Source organism: Asticcacaulis currens (assembly GCF_028550395.1).
GTDB lineage: Bacteria > Pseudomonadota > Alphaproteobacteria > Caulobacterales > Caulobacteraceae > Asticcacaulis > Asticcacaulis currens.
Map to the genome: position 1 here is coordinate 1 of NZ_JAQQKW010000006.1, position 16,174 is coordinate 16,174.

Consider the following 16,174-nt stretch of genomic DNA (forward strand, 5'->3'; position numbering starts at 1 on the left):
CCTGGTGGCTATGCCGGCCGGTCCCCACCCGATCCCATTCCGAACTCGGTCGTTAAGCCTGCCTGGGCCAATGGTACTTCGTCTTAAGGCGCGGGAGAGTAGGTCGCCGCCAGGTCTATCAAACACAAGAAAATAACCCTTCAGGCACACATATATAAAAGGCCGTATCGCTCAGCGTTCGGCCTTTTTTGTTGTCCAAAGCCCTGTTGGCGTGACTATGAATGTCGTGGCAAAAGTCGTGGGCGACTGCGTTTTTAGGATTGAGCGCCCAAGCGGTTTAGCTTAGGGTCCGCCCTGTCCAAGGCCCCCACGGGCCTTACGCCCTAACGGGCACCCGTAGCTCAGCTGGATAGAGCGTTGCCCTCCGAAGGCAAAGGTCGTGCGTTCGAATCGCGCCGGGTGCGCCAATCTTTTCAAAGACTTGGCGGGTTTTTTGGGGGTGGGAGAAAAGTTCGATGCAGCACCAGTGCAGCACGGTCTGATAGGGAAGCCCATCGGGCGTATCGGTTTCCGGCAGGTGCAACACCCATCTCTTTTGGAAGAGAAGCGCAGTGGAACCGCAAAAGTATCCCTATCCATTTCGAGAGATCGAATTAAAGATAATCGAGTCTTTGGATAGCCTTGTCGCCCGCGTGCGGCACAGGGCTAGAAACTCCGTTTACTGCATTAACAGGGCTTGGGAGATAAAAGACATCGACCCCAACATGTCGATTTTCAGAGCAATAACCGCAGAAGAGGAGGCGGCAACGGCTCTTATTTGCGCCTTGCAATTACGCAAGTATCCGTCATCGGAACTCCTGGACTTGTATAACCATAGGCATAAGTCAGGCATATATCCGTTCGTCAGCGCGATACTTCAATCCTGCGGACCGATAGCGGAGATCACCCCTCAAATTAAACTAAGCCACCAAAGAAAGAGACCCGAGTTTTCTTTGATGATGGCAGGTTGCGCTGAGGTTCCCGATCCTCTGAATATTATGGTTTTCGACGGGTCTGGCGACGGAGAAGACCTCGCACCGGTCGATTTCTCACCGGCTATGAAAATGCTAGCCGCCGAGCGCGGAGCGTCCTCAGTTGCGCAGTTCGTGAAGGAGGAGGCTAACCTGCGAAATCGACTGCTTTACGCATTAGACAATGGTGTGTGGCGAGTGGATAAGCCAGAGCAAATGATTAGGGAACGCGCTAAGCATGTCATGGTGTTGTTAGGAATTGTTCTCGCAGTGTGGCAGGTCAGAACGCCGCAAATGTTAGCGATACACGCTCTTGAGTCTTACCTGAAAGCCTTGGGGCTTAAGATCGATAAGCCGCACGATTTCTCAGACGTGATCGCCAAGCAGCGGGAACTTCTTCGCAATGCTAAAAAGAGCTAGCGAGCAACCTTTGCAAATGCGTCGCACTATAGAGCCGGCCGCAAAAAAGCCCCTGCCAGACACGCCAGCAGAGGCCACAGAGAGACTACAGGGAGGGGAGGTCTGTTAAGCGGACACCTCGCCGAGCGCGCGGTAAACGCTCGCTCGACCGACGCCAAGCGTCTTGGCGATAGCGGTGGCCCCCAAGCCGTCAGCGGCGAGGCGCTTGATTTCATCGGTCGGCACTGACGGCTTGCGGCCCTTATAGACGCCCGCCTGTTTAGCCTTGGCGATGCCTTCTAGCTGGCGCTCCTTACGGATAGAGGTTTCAAACTCAGCGAACACGCCAAGCATTTGGAGAAAAGCCTTCCCGGCAGACGTGGAGGTGTCAATCGGTTGCTCGGTTGCCTTAAGGGTGGCCCCCTTGGCGGTTATCGCCTTAACAATCGCCTCCAGATCGAACACAGAGCGGGCGAGGCGGTCAATGCGGGTCACCATAAGCACGTCACCCTCACGAAGGAACTCCAGAACCGTGGCCAGCTCATCCCGGCCCTTCGTTGTCGTACCAGAGCGCTTTTCAGAACGGATCACGTCGCACCCTGCCGCCTTAAGCGCGGCCTCTTGAATGGTGCAATCCTGATCAGAGGTGGAAACCCGTGCATAGCCGATGGTGGTCACTTCGTTTGGCCCTTTGTGTCTCAATAGCATCTTAGACCCTTCCTTAGTAGTGTCTCAAAATATCAAAGTCAAGCCTATTGGAACATATTTCGGTGTCTCACAGATCGTCCCAATGAATTATACCCTATTGGACATTTCCGGCCAAATGAGCGACCGGAGTAGGCGCGGCACTCTGCCCGAGATGTTAACCCTTTAATTTTATCATGGGAACCGTGGGAACTGTGGGAACCGCAATGATGAGCCTTTGCAAGGTAAGGCTTTTGAAGGTTCCCAGCCCCCCCCAAGCGGTTCCCAACACGCCCCACGGTTCCCACAGACAGGCCCTATTTCCGGGGGCGAGCGGGGGGTAGTTGAAGTAATGAGACGCATTTGCAAAAATTGCTCCCTAGGTGTCAAAAGCATTGCGATTAAATTCTTTGCAAATAGGCCGCTCGCATAAACGCAGCGGCCTATATCACGCCTGATCACTTAGGCTTGGGCTCGTTTTCGTCTTCAGCCTTGGATGCTGGCTTTACGACCTTCTTTAGGGCTTCATACCATGCGTCTTCGTCGCATTCGAGTTCGCTAGCGGCTTTGCGGAAGCGATCGAGTTGAGTGGATTTTTTCGTTATATCGGCCACGCCTTCACCGCTAGTTTAGCCATCTCCCTCTGCCGCGCTTCAATTTCATCCGGAGACCACTTCTCATTTTGGGCAATCGACTGTGTTAGCTTGTAACCACTCTGTTTGAGGAAAGGCCTTTTTGCCGCGTAGCTATCATTTGGCATGGTGGAATTAGTTGTCATCTGAAGAAGACACAGATTGCCGAGCCTCGTCTTATAGAGACGGCGATTGTCTTCCCTGAAATCGAGCCACTCGTTATCGGACGGCGATTTAGGGAACACATGCTCAAGAGTGATGGCCGTCTCATCCCAGTTCACTACAAATTGAGGCTCTGCCTCACCGGCTGATGATGCCTCCAGCGTGCGAAGATAATACCGAGCAAGTTTTGCATTTGAAACTTTGGCAGTAGAAAACTCCTGCTCAAACTCAGCATCGGAGATCACAACTTTGCTGAGGGCGGACTTTAGTGCATTTGACGTTTCTATTTCACGCGCAAAGACCTTTAAGGCTGCTGAGGCAAACGCCTGTTCGTTGCTTCCAGTCCTTGTTTGAGCTGCAATTACCAGCCGCACGCTTAGACTAAGCATGAAAGATATCGCAGACACTGCCTCCTGCGGAGGAAATCTTTCCGCAACAGCGAAGATCAGTGGGCGCATAGGCTTAAGATCAAAAAAGTTGAAAGCCTCAAGCGCCCGCCTTACCGCCGGGGGGTATGTGGACCAGTGGTCAGAATGTGGGCGAAATGTCGCCACATAGGTCGCCGAGTGCCTTTTGATTTCATTCAGAAATGTGATGCTGGCACTCTGTCCACGCACCGAATCCTGTATCACTTGATAAATTTCGTCCGCTCGCACAAACTTCTTCGTCGCGATCACTAGATGACGAAGGAAAGTCAGGCTCTTCTCGTCATCTTCAATCTCTTGAAGATTTTCCAGCATAGTAGACCAACACACCTGGGCTTCGTCGAGGTGTTCTCCCGCTTCCCCGAAAAGATAGCTTTTTACCAAGTCTGCCTGCGATGTGCGGAGTCCCCGATCATTAAGCGTTTCAAACATCTTGAAAGCGCGCGCACCATTCGACGCCTTCAAAAGAACTACTTGGGCATCCTGCTCTAGATAATCCAGCCACCTGTTTAACACATCAGGCACACTGTTGATGTCAGTTATAGCTGTAACTTTGGTTACCCACTTTGCTGCCAATTTTGCGGCTTCCAAAAGCAGGTCATGTGAATCGCGAGTTGGTTTTAGCTCATTGAGATTGACTGATTTTTTCGTGAGCGCTCTAAAAAATTCCCGATCATCCGTGTTAAGCGTTAGACGAGGTCTGTCACCTGTTCGTCGGTCAATGGTATTCAGAATTGTGCCCTCAATGTTTCTTACGGCGTCATTTCCGCGATCGATCTTGACCAGATAGTCCCGTATGGCACAAATCATGAGATATGTGGTTGTTAACCGTTGTTGCCCGTCAACCACATCAAGAGGTTTCTGATCCCCCTTCTTAATCGTGACGATAGTTCCCAAGAAATAATCAAGGTTGCTGTCTTTGGCGGTAGCCAGATCGCTAAATAGTTGCTGCACCTTGTCGGCGGTCCAAGCGTAATCTCGCTGGTGCGGCGGTATCTGCAACACATTCCCCGCCAGAACGCTAGCCAGTCCGACTGATTCAAATTCAAACCCCTTGTCGTCGGCCATTAGATTTGCCCCTCAATCCTGATTGCTTCCAGAAACGGAACCTTTTGACCAGAAGACTGGAGTTCCGTCCGCGCCTCTCTCCGAAGGCGCTCCCTTGCCCATGCAGAAACGGTCAGCCCGTTTACAGCAGCCGCCTTCTCGAAGCTGGCTTTCTCGGAGATAGAAAGACGAACTTGAAGTATCTCTGTTTTTTCGGACATGTCGTTCCTATGCTGCTGCTGTACATACAAACAATGACGTGTACGCTTTTGTATGTACATTGGCAGCACATTTTGAGCAATCTAGTTCTCAGTTAGGGAATTTATAAGTCAAACGCTTGCCCAACCACACCCATGAGCGCCGCGCCTTACTCCAGATCATCCGCGAAATCATGCTCCAGAATGGCCGCACTCACCCAATAGAGTTTCTGCGTCCGGCCCTTGATCTTAAGGGCCTTCTGATAGCGCCCCCCGTCGGTTGTGAGGTAGCCCCATTGTTTGATGATCTTTGCCGCCTGCGTCGCGTCCATCCCCTTGAATATCCGCTCCCAGCCGTCCCGATGGATAAAATAGAAGGACTCTTCCGTGTCTTTGTAGCCCTTCTGCACACCATAGAAGCCATATGTCATCATCGAACGCGCCTCTCCGGAGCGCATCGAGTCGTCAAAATCCTCCTTTGACGCAGCGAAGGCCGAACCCTCCCTTTGTAGAACACCCAAAAGCCGCTTGAGAACGGATGTTTCCTCCCGTGCGGCGGTTCGACCGAAACCCTTTGCCCAGGTATCGAAGAGGTGCAGCGCCGCCCCGAACGCGGCAAGGGGTTCCCAAGGCACAATACCGGCCTCAGCCGCCAACCGGCCCGCCGCCGCGACCAAAGCGAAGCGACGGACGCCGCGTTCAATCTGGCCAGTATCGCCCGCACGCAACGCCATGCGCTTAAATTCGGCTTCATAGGCAGCAGCCTTAGCCGTCATCCCGTCAATATCCGACAAGAGGACGCGAACAAACTCAGGCCCGGCATGGCCGTAATGCGCTTTTGCGCCTGCTTTCAGCGCATCAGAGAACGCCGCGCCGGTAGGATAGGCGCCTATATCGTCCCAAGCCCCCAGACCGGCCCCAGCGTCCGCCTTAAGGTCGATCACCCGCAATTCCTGCCCGGCCATGACATTGCCGCCGCCTTTTGCCGCCTGTATGTGATCTCCGAGGCTAATTTCGCCGGTCGAGAGGAACAGCGAACGCCAGTTAGGGCGCGCCCGTGCCGTGCCATCGGTCTTTAGACGGGCCTTGGCCTGCCCGTTCGCTATCATGTAGGCCGCGCCACCGGCCTCATCGGGTGCGAGCTGGCCTAATTCGTCTAAGGCTAGAAAGGTATCGGAATGGCCCGCCGCGATGCTTTCGAGACCGTTTGCCGTGGCCCGCCAGCTTTGCGCAAACCCCAGAGGGCCGCCGCCACCCCAGACCGAACCGGCAACCATTGCCAAGGTGGATTTTCCGGACGATGACCCGCCACGGATGTGGAAGCCACCCCCCTCCATATTGAGGCCCTTCAGGAGAGGCCCCGCCAAGGCGAGCGATATGACGAAGACGGCGCGGGTGTTGCCAACCGCCAAAGAGGCCACGTCACGCCGCCAGCACCCCAGATCACCGCGCCGCCCGAAATGCAGCGCCTTGGCCTCGCCGGTGAACAAAGCCGCCTCGCCACTAACCGGGGATATGACCTCAGACGGCAAAACAAAGCTGTCACCCGCCCAGCCGGTAGCGCCGCAAAGCATAATCCTTTGGGTGCTGCGCATGGCCAGAAGACAATCGGCGAACGGATCGCCACTATTCGGAGAGCGCCGCTTCATCTCCAGACCTTCATTGACCAGATGCGCCCGGATTTCGTTTCCGGTGGTGGTCAACTTGGCCTTGGGCAGTATCTCGACCTTCTCACGCCCGTCACGATCCTTGAATCGGATCACGACAGACCAGCCAGAGCCGGACGAATCGCGTGCCTCCCCCAGCACATCAAAAGGCCCGCTTATCCATTGCGCTTTTGCCTCAGCGTCACGCGGTTGAAACCATAAGCCCGAAGGCGTCATGCTGAAACCAGCGGGCCACCCTTCCGCCGCCGCATCGGCGGCGGTCGAAGGCCCGCCAGTCTGCGCAATGGACGCCGCTATCAGCTTTTCACACTCCGATAAGCTGAAGGACGCGGGGAAGGCGTCAGCCACGTCCCAGCCCTTTGGCAGGCCATCCGGTAGGGTCACAATGCCCGCCGCCCGCACCCCCAGCTTGATCAACGCGCCCCGTATCGCCTTGGCGGCCTTGCGCCCCGGTTCATCCGCATCCGGCAATATGGCTACGCGCTGCCCCTCCAGAGGCGACCAATCCGCCTTGTTCATGGCATTTGAGCCGCCTTGCCAGCAGACAGCCACCCAGCCGGGGAACAGCGTCTCAGCCGCGTCCGCCGCCTTTTCCCCCTCCACGATCAACACAGGCGCGTCAGGACGCGCAGCAAGCCTATTGAGGCCGTATAGAGGCCTCGGATCAGGCACGCCTTTCCAGCGCCATTTCAGGCCATCGGGGAAGCGCCAAAGGGTGAGAGGGAGAACGTCTTTCTCGCCTCCTTCCTTATCGAAGCGGCACACTCGAAACGCCTCACGGCCATCCGCCCCCCTGTAAACCCAGACGCGGGACGGCACCCCCAAGCGGGAATGACGTGCCGGTGGTGCAGGTGCATCATCGGGAACGGAGGGCAGGTAATCGCCGCCGTCCGCCGCTTGCTGCGCGCCGCCGCTGGTGGAACCGGCGGCGGCTTTCAGAGTCTCGAAAGGATCGGTCACGCGGTCACCATCCGCTGATAGAAGCAAATTTCAACGCCGCGTTCGTATGCCTTGACGAATAGGTGGTGACGTTCAGCCAGGTATTCGAAGATTTGGCGGGCCTCCGAATAGCGCAGGCCGCCACGGTCACAGGCGTCATCGGCGAACAATTCACCCGTTCGCGCAAAATCGAGCAAGCGTTGCCGCCTTATGTCGAGGGCGGCCGCCAGTGCGCCGGGCACTTCGCCACATGCCCGCATTGATGACGCTAAAACGAGGGGCCATGCCTCTGGCGGCACCTCATCGGCGAACCACGCTTTTTTATACAGATCAGACATGGAGAACACCCCCAAGGTTCACAGGGCCGCGCCGCGTGCAGTGATGCCACTCCCTGTCAAGCAACCTCGTTTTGAAGATTTGACCGGACGGCCCGGCATAGGCCTTGAATGTGATGCCAGCGGCCTCATAAGCATATTCGAGCTGGACAAGGCCCGGCCCGCCGCGCGGATCGGTTTCAAGGGCAGAGACAGCCGCCTCACTCAGCTTTGCCGCTACCGCCGCCGTACTCAGCGACCAACCCAACAGATCGCGCGCGGCCCGAAGTTGCGCCGGCGGCGGTACGAATGAGCGGATTTCGTTCGTCATAGGTCTGGACATGCCGCGGCCCCTATTCGAACGGATCGAGGCCTAGGGCCTCAGCCAGAGAAATGGCGGCTTCCCGCTGCGGCTTGTCGGTGACGTAGGCGACCAGAGAAATCAGATCGCCGCCCTTATCCCCGGTCGAGAAATCGGCCCATTTGCCAGTATTGATATTGGCTTTGAATGAGCCCCGCCGCTTATCGGTGCGGGTGGGATTGGTCGCCACCCATTCCGTCCCCTCACGCCTGCCATCGGGCAGGAAGGCCCTAAGCACGCTCTCAGAGCGGTATAAGGCCTGATCGGCAATGCGCCCAAAGGCCACACGCCGCGATGTGTAGCGTTCGGCCATGTTAGGCCTCGCCGGTGGTGTCAGAGGTGGACTTGCGAACTTGCCCCGACACCCATGCGTCCAAGTCTTCGGGCCGGTAGCGGACGGCCGTCCCCAGTTTGACGAAGCGCGGACCGTCCCCCGTCAAGCGCGCCTTGTTAAGTGTGGAAGGGCTTAGGTTTAAGCGAGAGGCAGCCTGCACAGTGTTAAGCAATTCGGACATGAATCAATTCCCATGAGCGCCATCCGATTGATGGCGTGGGAATGAATGCAGCCGCTTTTCTGCCCTACCTATCCACTTAGAGGGCCTTAAATAGACCATTCAAAGCGGCCTTATATCCCTATTTTGGTTTGCGTCCCGGCCTCGCTGGCGTCCATTTGAGGCCTTGCTTTTTCAAGTCCGGGATCAGCACTTTAACAAGGTAATCTCTATTGTAGGCTGTGGATTGCCGGTCATTAACCCCTTTAAATCCTTGGGCTGGCCAGTTTCCAATTATGAAGTCAGCAATATCGGAGATTGACCGGGGGGTTGGATCGTCCGAAAGCAACGGGCCGTAGTATTTAAGCATCTTAGCGAGCACACTAGCAGCCTGATCAGACTTACCCTTACCAGTTTTATCTCCCCCTTTTTTGCCATTGTGCGATGACAACAGCCGGGAGATGTCTAAATATCCCGCTTCATCGAGCTTTAGCACTTCCCCTGCGTGGGACATGCTTGTTGAGATGAATAACATTTCAAAAAAGTGGTCGCTGAAATGGTTTTCTGTAGATAATTTTTGGATGTAGTAAATAAATTCAGATCCAAGAGACAGCGTGTTAATTGATTTGTTGATGATATTATTTTTCGGAATATTGGGATTATCTTCTATTTCGTTTATGTGTTCGTCTGATAGTCGGTCTGCCGCAATCTTAGCTAAGGCGAAGTGTATGCGGCAACGATACTCATAAATATCAGCAGAAACACCAGCTTCCCTTAAATCATTTAATACGCTTGCCCGCGCCGCGTCTTTATCGATTTCGCTCAATAGGCCTTGCTTAATTAACGCATCTATAGCCCCGCCCATCAAATGAAATAGCTGGTCAAAATAGGCCTCCCGCATGGACTGGGAGTTTTTAGCGGCGAGCGCCCTAAATTCCTCTAATACCCCCTCAATGAGCATTACCAGTCGCCCGCCTACCAATACAGATCGTCGCGCCGGTCTTTTCGTCGGTGGTGATGACCTCGACTCCCTCCGCCTCCAGAGCGGCAACAATCTTATTCAGGGTTGAAAGGCGCACGTCCCGGCCATTCTCGAACTGTGAAACCGTAGTCCAAGACACCCCGGCGGCGGCTGCAACGTCGCGGACGCCCCATTTCAGCAGGCCACGCGCGGCCCTAAGCGCTTCCGGTGTAAGCATTGATTCCCTCGTGTTTCATGGGAATTGATACAATGTGCCAATTAAATTTGCAAACCTGTCATTTAACGCATACATTGTGCCAGTTTTGACGGGGTGTCGCTCCCCGACGAGGCAGTCCCACGGCATGATTCAGGAAGGCAGACACTATGAAAGACGCCAAAAACCAGATGCACAGAAGATCGTTTCTCTTTGCGGCCCCCGCCTTGGGTGTGGCCATTGCCCCCCAGATCGCGCAAAGCGCCGCGCCCGCCCTCAGCGCATCGGACAGGGCGCGTTATCACCTCAGCGAGTTTCAAAAGGCGATGCAGGAAGCCGACACGTCAATTGCCTGCTGGGAGGTCATCGACCGGCCCCACGGTGGCGCGGATCAACTCGCCTTCATCATGCAGGCTCACAGGGTAACAGACCGCTACAGCGGCCCCGGCCTGTATGCCGTCAATAAGCGCAGCCTCTCGCCGCAAGCGCCCGCCACCCGTGGCGACTGGTCGCCCCGCGTTTGGGTCGAAGACACCGGCCTGACAACGAGCGCAGGGGAGCCAATTCTAAAAGTGAAAAATGATTATTCGATCGAATGGCACAGGCGCGATACCAGAGAGGAACCCCCATCTTGGAGGGTGGCAAAGAGCCAGTTTGAAGCGATTTGCAGCGGCAAAGTTTGAACCTTAAGCCCGTCTCTCAGAGGCGGACCTTTTCACATCCCCGCCCGCCGCCCTGCGTCTGGTCGGGGGAGCTACCACGCGCGAAAATTCGCCGTTTCCGCCTCCAGCCCTTTTAAATTCCCGGAAATTGCCGAAATAGGCGGGTGAGGGGGTGATATATGACCGGTTCCCACGGTTCCCAACGGGTTCCCACAAAGGAAATGAACGACTGGGAACCGTCGATCATGAAAAATATATAATTAATTCAATATCATATCTAATTTTCATCTTTTGGTTCCCACGGTTCCCACGGATTTTAGGGGGATGGGTGCAGAAAAAAAGAAATCCAACCGAAATAACGCGCCGGTTTTTTTGCGTTTAGCCGCCGGTCTTTGAGCCGGGCAACTGCCAGAGATCAGACCACCCCCTCGCTAAAGCGCCGAAAACAATTGCCCGGAGCCATCGGGTGTCTCCAAAAAAAGCATTGAAAATCATGCGCTTAAATCGAGCGTCTGGCCTGTTTACCCTTAGTGAAACTCCAGCCCCGAACAAAAAAAATCTCCGAATGAGACATCCGCCGGTCTTCCGGCTCGGTTTCTCCAGACTTTTGAGGCCCCCGTCTGTAGGTATTGCCGCAGGAAACTCAGGCGCTTTCGGGCAGGGCTTCCGATAGGGCCACCCTCACGCGCGTGGGTGCCTCCCGAACCCCTCACAGGCCGCGCCGCTTCTGAGGCCTAGCGAGCAGCTTTTGCAAATGCGTTGCAATCCTATTTCAATCTGAGAGGCCCTGCTTAGGGTCTGGAGTCATGCTTTTGATTTTGAGGTGAAGGGAACAACCTCAGCCGTCTTCCCCGCCAGAGCCGCCGCAGCGGCCTCAGCCGTGCGATTGGCGGCAATCTTCAACGGATCATCCGCCAGGTGCGCATACCTCGCCGTGGTCTTCACGTCCGAGTGTCCCAATATCTTCCCGATGATCGGCAGGCTTTGCCCGCCACCCGCCGCCAGTGACGCGAAGGTGTGGCGCAGATCGTGAAGCCGAACACCCGCCAGCCCAGCCGCCTCACACACCTCTTTCCAGACCTTTGGCGTCCCGACGAAATGACCGGAAACCTCCCCAGACTTTCCGCGACCGGGGAAGACGAAATCAGATTGCGGGTGACGCGCCACCTCTTTCAATACCAGCAGGGCAGGCGACCCCAGCGGGATCATCTTTTGACCGGTCTTTGAATCGCCAAGCCATAGGCAGGATTGCCCGAAATCGACCTCAGCCCAGCGCAGGCCCTCTATTTCGCCCTTCCGCGCACCCGTGAGGATAAGCAGGCGAATGACCGCTACGCCCTGCGCATGGCCAGCCACGCCCGCCAGCGCCGCGCCCAGACGGCCCAGCTCTTCGCCGGACAGGTAGCGTTGCGATTGCCGGTCTTTGTAGCGCTCGACCCCATGAACCGGATTGTCAGACCTCAGACCGGCCCGCACTGCATAGGTGAAGATGCCACCCAGCAAGCCGACGGTTCGGCTTGCGGTGCCCTGTCCGCCTCTGGCCATGCTATCCGTCCGCTTGCGTTTGCCGTCATGAACCGCCGCCGTCTTACCCGTCGCTACGTCCCGCATCATGCGGGCCACGTCCTGCCCATTAACGCGCGAGACCTTCAGGTTACCGATGAGCGGCTTGATATGGCAGTTAATCCGGGCGAGGTCAGAGCGCAGAGTTGACGCTTTCTTTGTCCCTGTCCCTTCTGCCATGTACTGATCGCACAATTCCGAGACGGTTGGCTCTTTTCTGTCCGCCAGCCTTTTCGCGTGCGGGTCTCTTCCTGATGCTACCGCCGCCAGAGCCTTTTCAGCGAGGCCTCGGGCCTGATCGGCTGTAATCGCCCCATGTCTACCTATGGTAAAGCGAACTGGCTTTTCTGATCTGCCGCCGCCGTTCGGTCTGTACATCACGAAATAGGTCTTAACGCCTGACGGCTGCACCCGCACACCGAAGCCTCTTAGTGAGCCGCACCAAACAACGAAAACCTTGTCAGATGGGGTGGCAGCATCGACCACTTTCTTTGTGAGTTTAGCCATAGGTCTGCCACCTTTATGATTGCCCGTGCAGCACCGGTGCAGCACGGAGAAGTAAACCACGTAACACCGCATGAAACGAGGTGCAACATTGGGCATTGAAAACAAAGAAATATTATCAGGCCATATCAGCGAGGGAAACGCGGTGAAAGGCATTTGAACACCCTCCGAAGGCAAAGGTCGTGCGTTCGAATCGCGCCGGGTGCGCCATAAACAAACAGCCTCCCTCAAAAGGGGAGGCTGTTTGTTTATGGGGGACTCTGCCGGTTGGAGGCACCTGCGTTCGGCGCGACCCGGAAGGGCGCGCGACGCCGAAGGCGCCCCGAAGGGGTAAGCCGCGTTAAAACGCGGCGCATCAATCGCGCCGGGGGTGTAAATCTCAATAGATTGTCCTGTCTGGCTGAGGCTGCCGACGTTTTTTGAGCGGAATGTCTCTGGTTCCAACCGTCATTCCGCTCGTGTTCGCTCACCTGTTATAAGGCGGTTTTTGCAAACGCTACCTTGCAAAAGGTTTTGCGCAGAAGATCATTATTGGCCTGCATATTGGTGCGGCAGGCAACGATACCGTCCGGTCGCACCAGAACCGCACCGTGCGCCCCTACGCCGAAATGGGTGGAAAAGGCGTTGTCGGACGCGAACACAATATCACGCCCTACGGCGATGCCGTCGATAGGCAGGTCGCCGATAGCCGAAAGCCATGCCGGGTCTTCGCTGAGCATCACAAAACCCTTGCCGAACAGATCAAGTGTTGACAGGCGCTGTTCGTTGCGTCGGCCCCACAGATGGGGCGCGCGCGTACCCGGCTGACCGGCCCATTCGACGGGCGAAGCTGCCGCGGGCAGCTCACGTCCTGCGCCGATGACGGCGGCAGAGCGGACCAGTTGGCCAAACTCCATGGACTCATCACTCAACAGAGTATCAGGGATGAAGTCAGAACCTACCCACTTGGCATAATCCGGACGTGAGAAAGTCTGCTGATGACGCAACCAGCCAATAGGACGGCGTTCGGCGTCATAGGTCTCCAGCAGGGCTGGCGAGGCCGTGCCCGCCAATACGTACTGGAGTTTCCAAGTCAGATTCCACACATCGTCTATACCGGTGTTGGCTCCGAAGCCCCCGCGCGTTGGGGGAAGCTGGTGCGCCGCATCGCCAGCCAGAAAGATGCGACCTTGCGCATACTGGTCAGCAATGCGACCCGCCATCTCCCAGCGTCCGGTGTTAATCATTTCAAAAGGCATTTCCTGACCCAGGGCGCGCAAAACCGCCGTGTGCAGTTCCGTTTCGCTGCGTTCACGGTCGTCATCGAACATCAGGACCCAACGGCTGTCGCTATAGGTGGTCAGGAAGGCGTGGAAGTCGCTTTGCTCGATTTCATATTGCTGTATGCCGGAAACTAGGGCGGCATCGGCTTGCGGACAGTGAAAGAGAAGGCTTCGCAGGGTGCGCAGGTGGCCCACGCCGCTGCGGGTGATGCCGAGGCTTTCGCGTATAGGGCTGTTGGCCCCATCGGCGGCGATCAGGTAATCCGCAAAAATGTCATAGGCGGGGGAGCCATCGAGTGGGCGCACCCGAACCGTGACTCCGGCGTCTGTCTGGCCAAACGACAGGCATTCGACCCCTAGGCGCAGATCCGCGCCGCGATCCAGCGCCGCCTGACGCAAAATCGGCTCAAGCTTGTCCTGTGCGATTGAAGCGCCAGTGCAGGGTGAAAGTTCACCCGAATGCCGTGCGGATTGTCCCGGTGTCCAGTCCGTTTCTGCCAACCGCTCACCCGTCAGGCTTGTGACCGTGGCGCGGCGCAGACGCGTTTGGGGGGGAACCTGCGGGATATGATCGGCGATTCCCACAGTGCGAAAGTGTTCAAGCGTGGTCTCGGTAAAGCCGATGGCGCGCGGATGAGGTGAACTGCCCCTGTGTTTTTCGATCAGAATGTGAGGTACGCCTCGCCAGGCCAGAAAAAGCGAAGCCGACAACCCGACAAGGCTGCCGCCGATAATGATAACGGATGTCCGTTCCATGTGTTTTAAGGTCCTTCAGTCGTAAAGCCGCAGGCACGGCGAAGGACGAATACCTGACAACAGGGAAGGGCAAGTCGAAGGCCCGGTTTTACCCTACGAACAAAGGCACACGTCCGCCTTTGTCGTGGTCCGCGGCCCTATGGGGCTGGATTATCACTCACGGCCAGAGCCACGAGTTGACCGGGGCTCACCACGCCGGTCCACCATTTTCGACTTTGATGTCATAGGCCATGAGGAACTAATCTGCAAGCGTCGGCACAAAGGTGCGCAAAAACCCCCTGCGTCTTCGGACGCAGGGGGCGCAGAACGCTTCAAAATAAAAGCCCTTAGTCCAGCTTTACCACCACGACCGACTTGGCCGGGATGGTCAGTTCCAGCGTGCCGTTCTTGATCTTGCCGCCCTTGAAGGGGGCCAGAGAGATGGTTTCCGGCTGGCCCGGCACATTGTGAGCGTCCATCTTGTCCGCGGTCAGCACGTCACCCGACACCGATTTGGCTTTCAGCGTGCCGAGATTGATGTTCAGCACATAGCCTTCGGTCAGGTTGGTATTGGCGACGCCGATATAGGTCTTGCCGTCCTTGGCCCTGGCGGCGGTGACGTTAAAGGCCGGATAGTCCTGAAGCACGCCCTTGCCGTCCTTGCCTTGCAGGTTCGGGGCGGTGACGTCGAGCGGGAGGACGGTGGCGTCCTGGAAGGGCACGTACATCTTGTAGGCGTAATAGGTCGGCGTCAGGGCCATCTTTTCCTTGTCGGTCAGGATCATGGCCTGAAGGACGTTGATGGTCTGGGCGATATTGGTCATCTTCACGCGGTCGGTATGGCGGTGGAAGATGTTGAAATTATAGGCCGCCACAATGCCGTCGCGCAGGGTGTTCTGCTGATAGAGGTGGCCGGGATTGGTGCCGGGCTCGACATCGTACCAGGTGCCCCATTCATCGACATAGAGGGCGATGCGCTTTTTCGGATCGTGCTTGTCCATGGCCGCGCTGTGGTCACGGATGATCTGATCCATGCGTGAGGTCTGATAGAAGGTCGAGTACCACTGATCGACGGGGAAGTTGGTCGCCGGCCCCTTCTTGTCCCAGTTGGACGTCGGCAGGGTGTAGTAGTGCAGCGAGATGGCGTCCATGCGGTTGCCGGCGCGGCCGACCACGACGTCGGTCCAGTTGATGTCGCCGGCGTTGGAGCCCGAAGCGACGCGCACGGCCGAATTGTCGGCGCCCTTATGGAAGAAGGCGGAGAAGCGGCGGTATTCGTCGGCATAGTATTCCGGGCGCATTTCGCCGCCACAGCCCCAGCTTTCGTTGCCGATGCCGATGAAGGGCACTTTGAAGGGTTTGTCACGGCCATTGGCGCGGCGTTCCTGCGCCAGCGTGTCGTCGCCGGGCGAGGTCATATATTCGATCCATTCGCGCATCTCGGTCGGGTTGGACGAGCCGACATTGATCGAGACATAGGCTTCGGTGCCGACCTGCTCGACGAAATCGAAGAATTCGTGCGTGCCGAAGGCGTTGGTTTCCGGCGTGCCGCCCCACCAGTTGTTCTTGCGCGACGGGCGCTTGGCCGGATCGCCGATGCCGTCGCGCCAGTGATATTCGTCAGCGAAGCAGCCGCCGGGCCAGCGCACGACCGGCATCTTGATGGCTTTCAGCGCCGCCACCACGTCATTGCGGATGCCGCGCGTGTTGGGGATCGACGAGTCCTTACCCACCCAGATGCCTTCATAGACGCCAAGGCCAAGGTGTTCGGAAAACTGACCGTAGATCTGACGCGGGATTTCCAGACCCGGCTGATCCGGCTTCAGCGTGGCGTCGATTTTGGCCGGAGCCGCGAAGGCCACGGAGGCCGAACAGCCGATGGCGGCCGTCAGCGCCAGGGCGGTGAGTGTTTTGAACATGGGCTTACCTCTTTTGGGTGATGTGTCGGGCGGGATAGCTCTCTGGCAGGTGGCACTGCATCCCCGGCTTCTTATTATGTCCTACA

15 protein-coding genes, 1 tRNA gene, 1 rRNA gene and 1 pseudogene are annotated in these 16,174 nt (G+C 56.8%); 4 read left to right on the forward strand and 14 right to left on the reverse strand.

What is annotated here, in order from left to right; translation table 11 throughout:
- From rrf to PQU94_RS11035, 3 genes are all read left to right on the forward strand, one after another.
- A 5S ribosomal RNA gene (rrf, locus tag PQU94_RS11025) occupies positions 1–115 on the forward strand.
- A 215-nt stretch (positions 116–330) separates the two neighbouring features.
- Positions 331–407 (forward strand) — tRNA-Arg (locus PQU94_RS11030).
- A 144-nt stretch (positions 408–551) separates the two neighbouring features.
- Positions 552–1,370, forward strand: a complete 819-nt coding sequence (locus PQU94_RS11035; RefSeq protein WP_272741522.1) for a hypothetical protein — start codon at positions 552–554, stop codon at positions 1,368–1,370.
- A 105-nt stretch (positions 1,371–1,475) separates the two neighbouring features.
- Here the strand turns inward: PQU94_RS11035 and PQU94_RS11040 are convergent, their stop codons facing one another.
- The 10 genes from PQU94_RS11040 to PQU94_RS18235 form a co-directional block, all read right to left on the reverse strand.
- Positions 1,476–2,057: a recombinase family protein gene (locus PQU94_RS11040; protein ID WP_272741523.1), complete on the reverse strand. Its 582-nt coding sequence runs from the start codon at positions 2,055–2,057 to the stop codon at positions 1,476–1,478.
- Positions 2,058–2,634: 577 nt separating this feature from the next.
- The gene (locus tag PQU94_RS11045) at positions 2,635–4,320 is read right to left on the reverse strand and encodes a DUF262 domain-containing protein (protein ID WP_272741524.1); all 1,686 of its coding nucleotides are present in this window, start codon (positions 4,318–4,320) and stop codon (positions 2,635–2,637) included.
- On the reverse strand, positions 4,320–4,520 hold the full coding sequence (locus PQU94_RS11050; RefSeq protein ID WP_272741525.1) for a hypothetical protein: 201 nt from the start codon (positions 4,518–4,520) through the stop codon (positions 4,320–4,322). The genes PQU94_RS11045 and PQU94_RS11050 overlap by 1 nt, the downstream gene beginning before the upstream one ends.
- A 146-nt stretch (positions 4,521–4,666) precedes the next feature.
- Positions 4,667–7,123 carry a DUF927 domain-containing protein gene (locus PQU94_RS11055; RefSeq protein ID WP_272741526.1) on the reverse strand — a complete coding sequence of 819 codons (2,457 nt, stop codon included), beginning with the start codon at positions 7,121–7,123 and terminating at the stop codon, positions 4,667–4,669.
- Positions 7,120–7,440, reverse strand: a complete 321-nt coding sequence (locus tag PQU94_RS11060) for a hypothetical protein (RefSeq protein WP_272741527.1) — start codon at positions 7,438–7,440, stop codon at positions 7,120–7,122. The genes PQU94_RS11055 and PQU94_RS11060 overlap by 4 nt, the downstream gene beginning before the upstream one ends.
- Complete coding sequence (locus PQU94_RS11065; RefSeq protein ID WP_272741528.1) at positions 7,433–7,759, reverse strand: RodZ family helix-turn-helix domain-containing protein; 327 nt, start codon at positions 7,757–7,759, stop codon at positions 7,433–7,435. Before PQU94_RS11065 ends, PQU94_RS11060 begins: the two co-directional genes overlap by 8 nt.
- A 10-nt stretch (positions 7,760–7,769) precedes the next feature.
- Positions 7,770–8,090 (reverse strand): hypothetical protein, encoded by a 321-nt coding sequence (locus PQU94_RS11070; protein ID WP_272741529.1) that lies wholly within the window; start codon positions 8,088–8,090, stop codon positions 7,770–7,772.
- A gap of 1 nt (position 8,091) precedes the next feature.
- The gene (locus PQU94_RS11075) at positions 8,092–8,292 is read right to left on the reverse strand and encodes a helix-turn-helix transcriptional regulator (protein ID WP_272741530.1); all 201 of its coding nucleotides are present in this window, start codon (positions 8,290–8,292) and stop codon (positions 8,092–8,094) included.
- Positions 8,293–8,410: 118 nt separating this feature from the next.
- Entirely contained in the window at positions 8,411–9,229 is an 819-nt protein-coding gene (locus tag PQU94_RS11080) for a hypothetical protein (RefSeq protein WP_272741531.1), read from the reverse strand.
- The gene (locus PQU94_RS18235; RefSeq protein WP_368407076.1) at positions 9,219–9,467 is read right to left on the reverse strand and encodes a helix-turn-helix domain-containing protein; all 249 of its coding nucleotides are present in this window, start codon (positions 9,465–9,467) and stop codon (positions 9,219–9,221) included. The genes PQU94_RS11080 and PQU94_RS18235 overlap by 11 nt, the downstream gene beginning before the upstream one ends.
- Positions 9,468–9,613: 146 nt before the next feature.
- On the opposite strand from PQU94_RS18235, the gene PQU94_RS11085 reads away from it, so the two are divergent.
- Entirely contained in the window at positions 9,614–10,126 is a 513-nt protein-coding gene (locus PQU94_RS11085) for a hypothetical protein (RefSeq protein WP_272741532.1), read from the forward strand.
- A gap of 783 nt (positions 10,127–10,909) precedes the next feature.
- On the opposite strand, the gene PQU94_RS11090 is transcribed toward PQU94_RS11085, so the two are convergent.
- From PQU94_RS11090 to PQU94_RS11100, 4 genes and pseudogenes are all read right to left on the reverse strand, one after another.
- Positions 10,910–11,719 carry a tyrosine-type recombinase/integrase gene (locus tag PQU94_RS11090; protein WP_272741533.1) on the reverse strand — a complete coding sequence of 270 codons (810 nt, stop codon included), beginning with the start codon at positions 11,717–11,719 and terminating at the stop codon, positions 10,910–10,912.
- Between the two features lie 189 nt (positions 11,720–11,908).
- Positions 11,909–12,328: pseudogene (locus tag PQU94_RS18240) on the reverse strand (Arm DNA-binding domain-containing protein); the annotation flags it as partial.
- Between the two features lie 317 nt (positions 12,329–12,645).
- Entirely contained in the window at positions 12,646–14,190 is a 1,545-nt protein-coding gene (locus tag PQU94_RS11095) for an FAD-dependent monooxygenase (RefSeq protein WP_272741534.1), read from the reverse strand.
- 326 nt (positions 14,191–14,516) lie between these two features.
- On the reverse strand, positions 14,517–16,088 hold the full coding sequence (locus tag PQU94_RS11100; protein WP_272741535.1) for an alpha-N-arabinofuranosidase: 1,572 nt from the start codon (positions 16,086–16,088) through the stop codon (positions 14,517–14,519).
- Positions 16,089–16,174 lie beyond the last annotated feature (86 nt).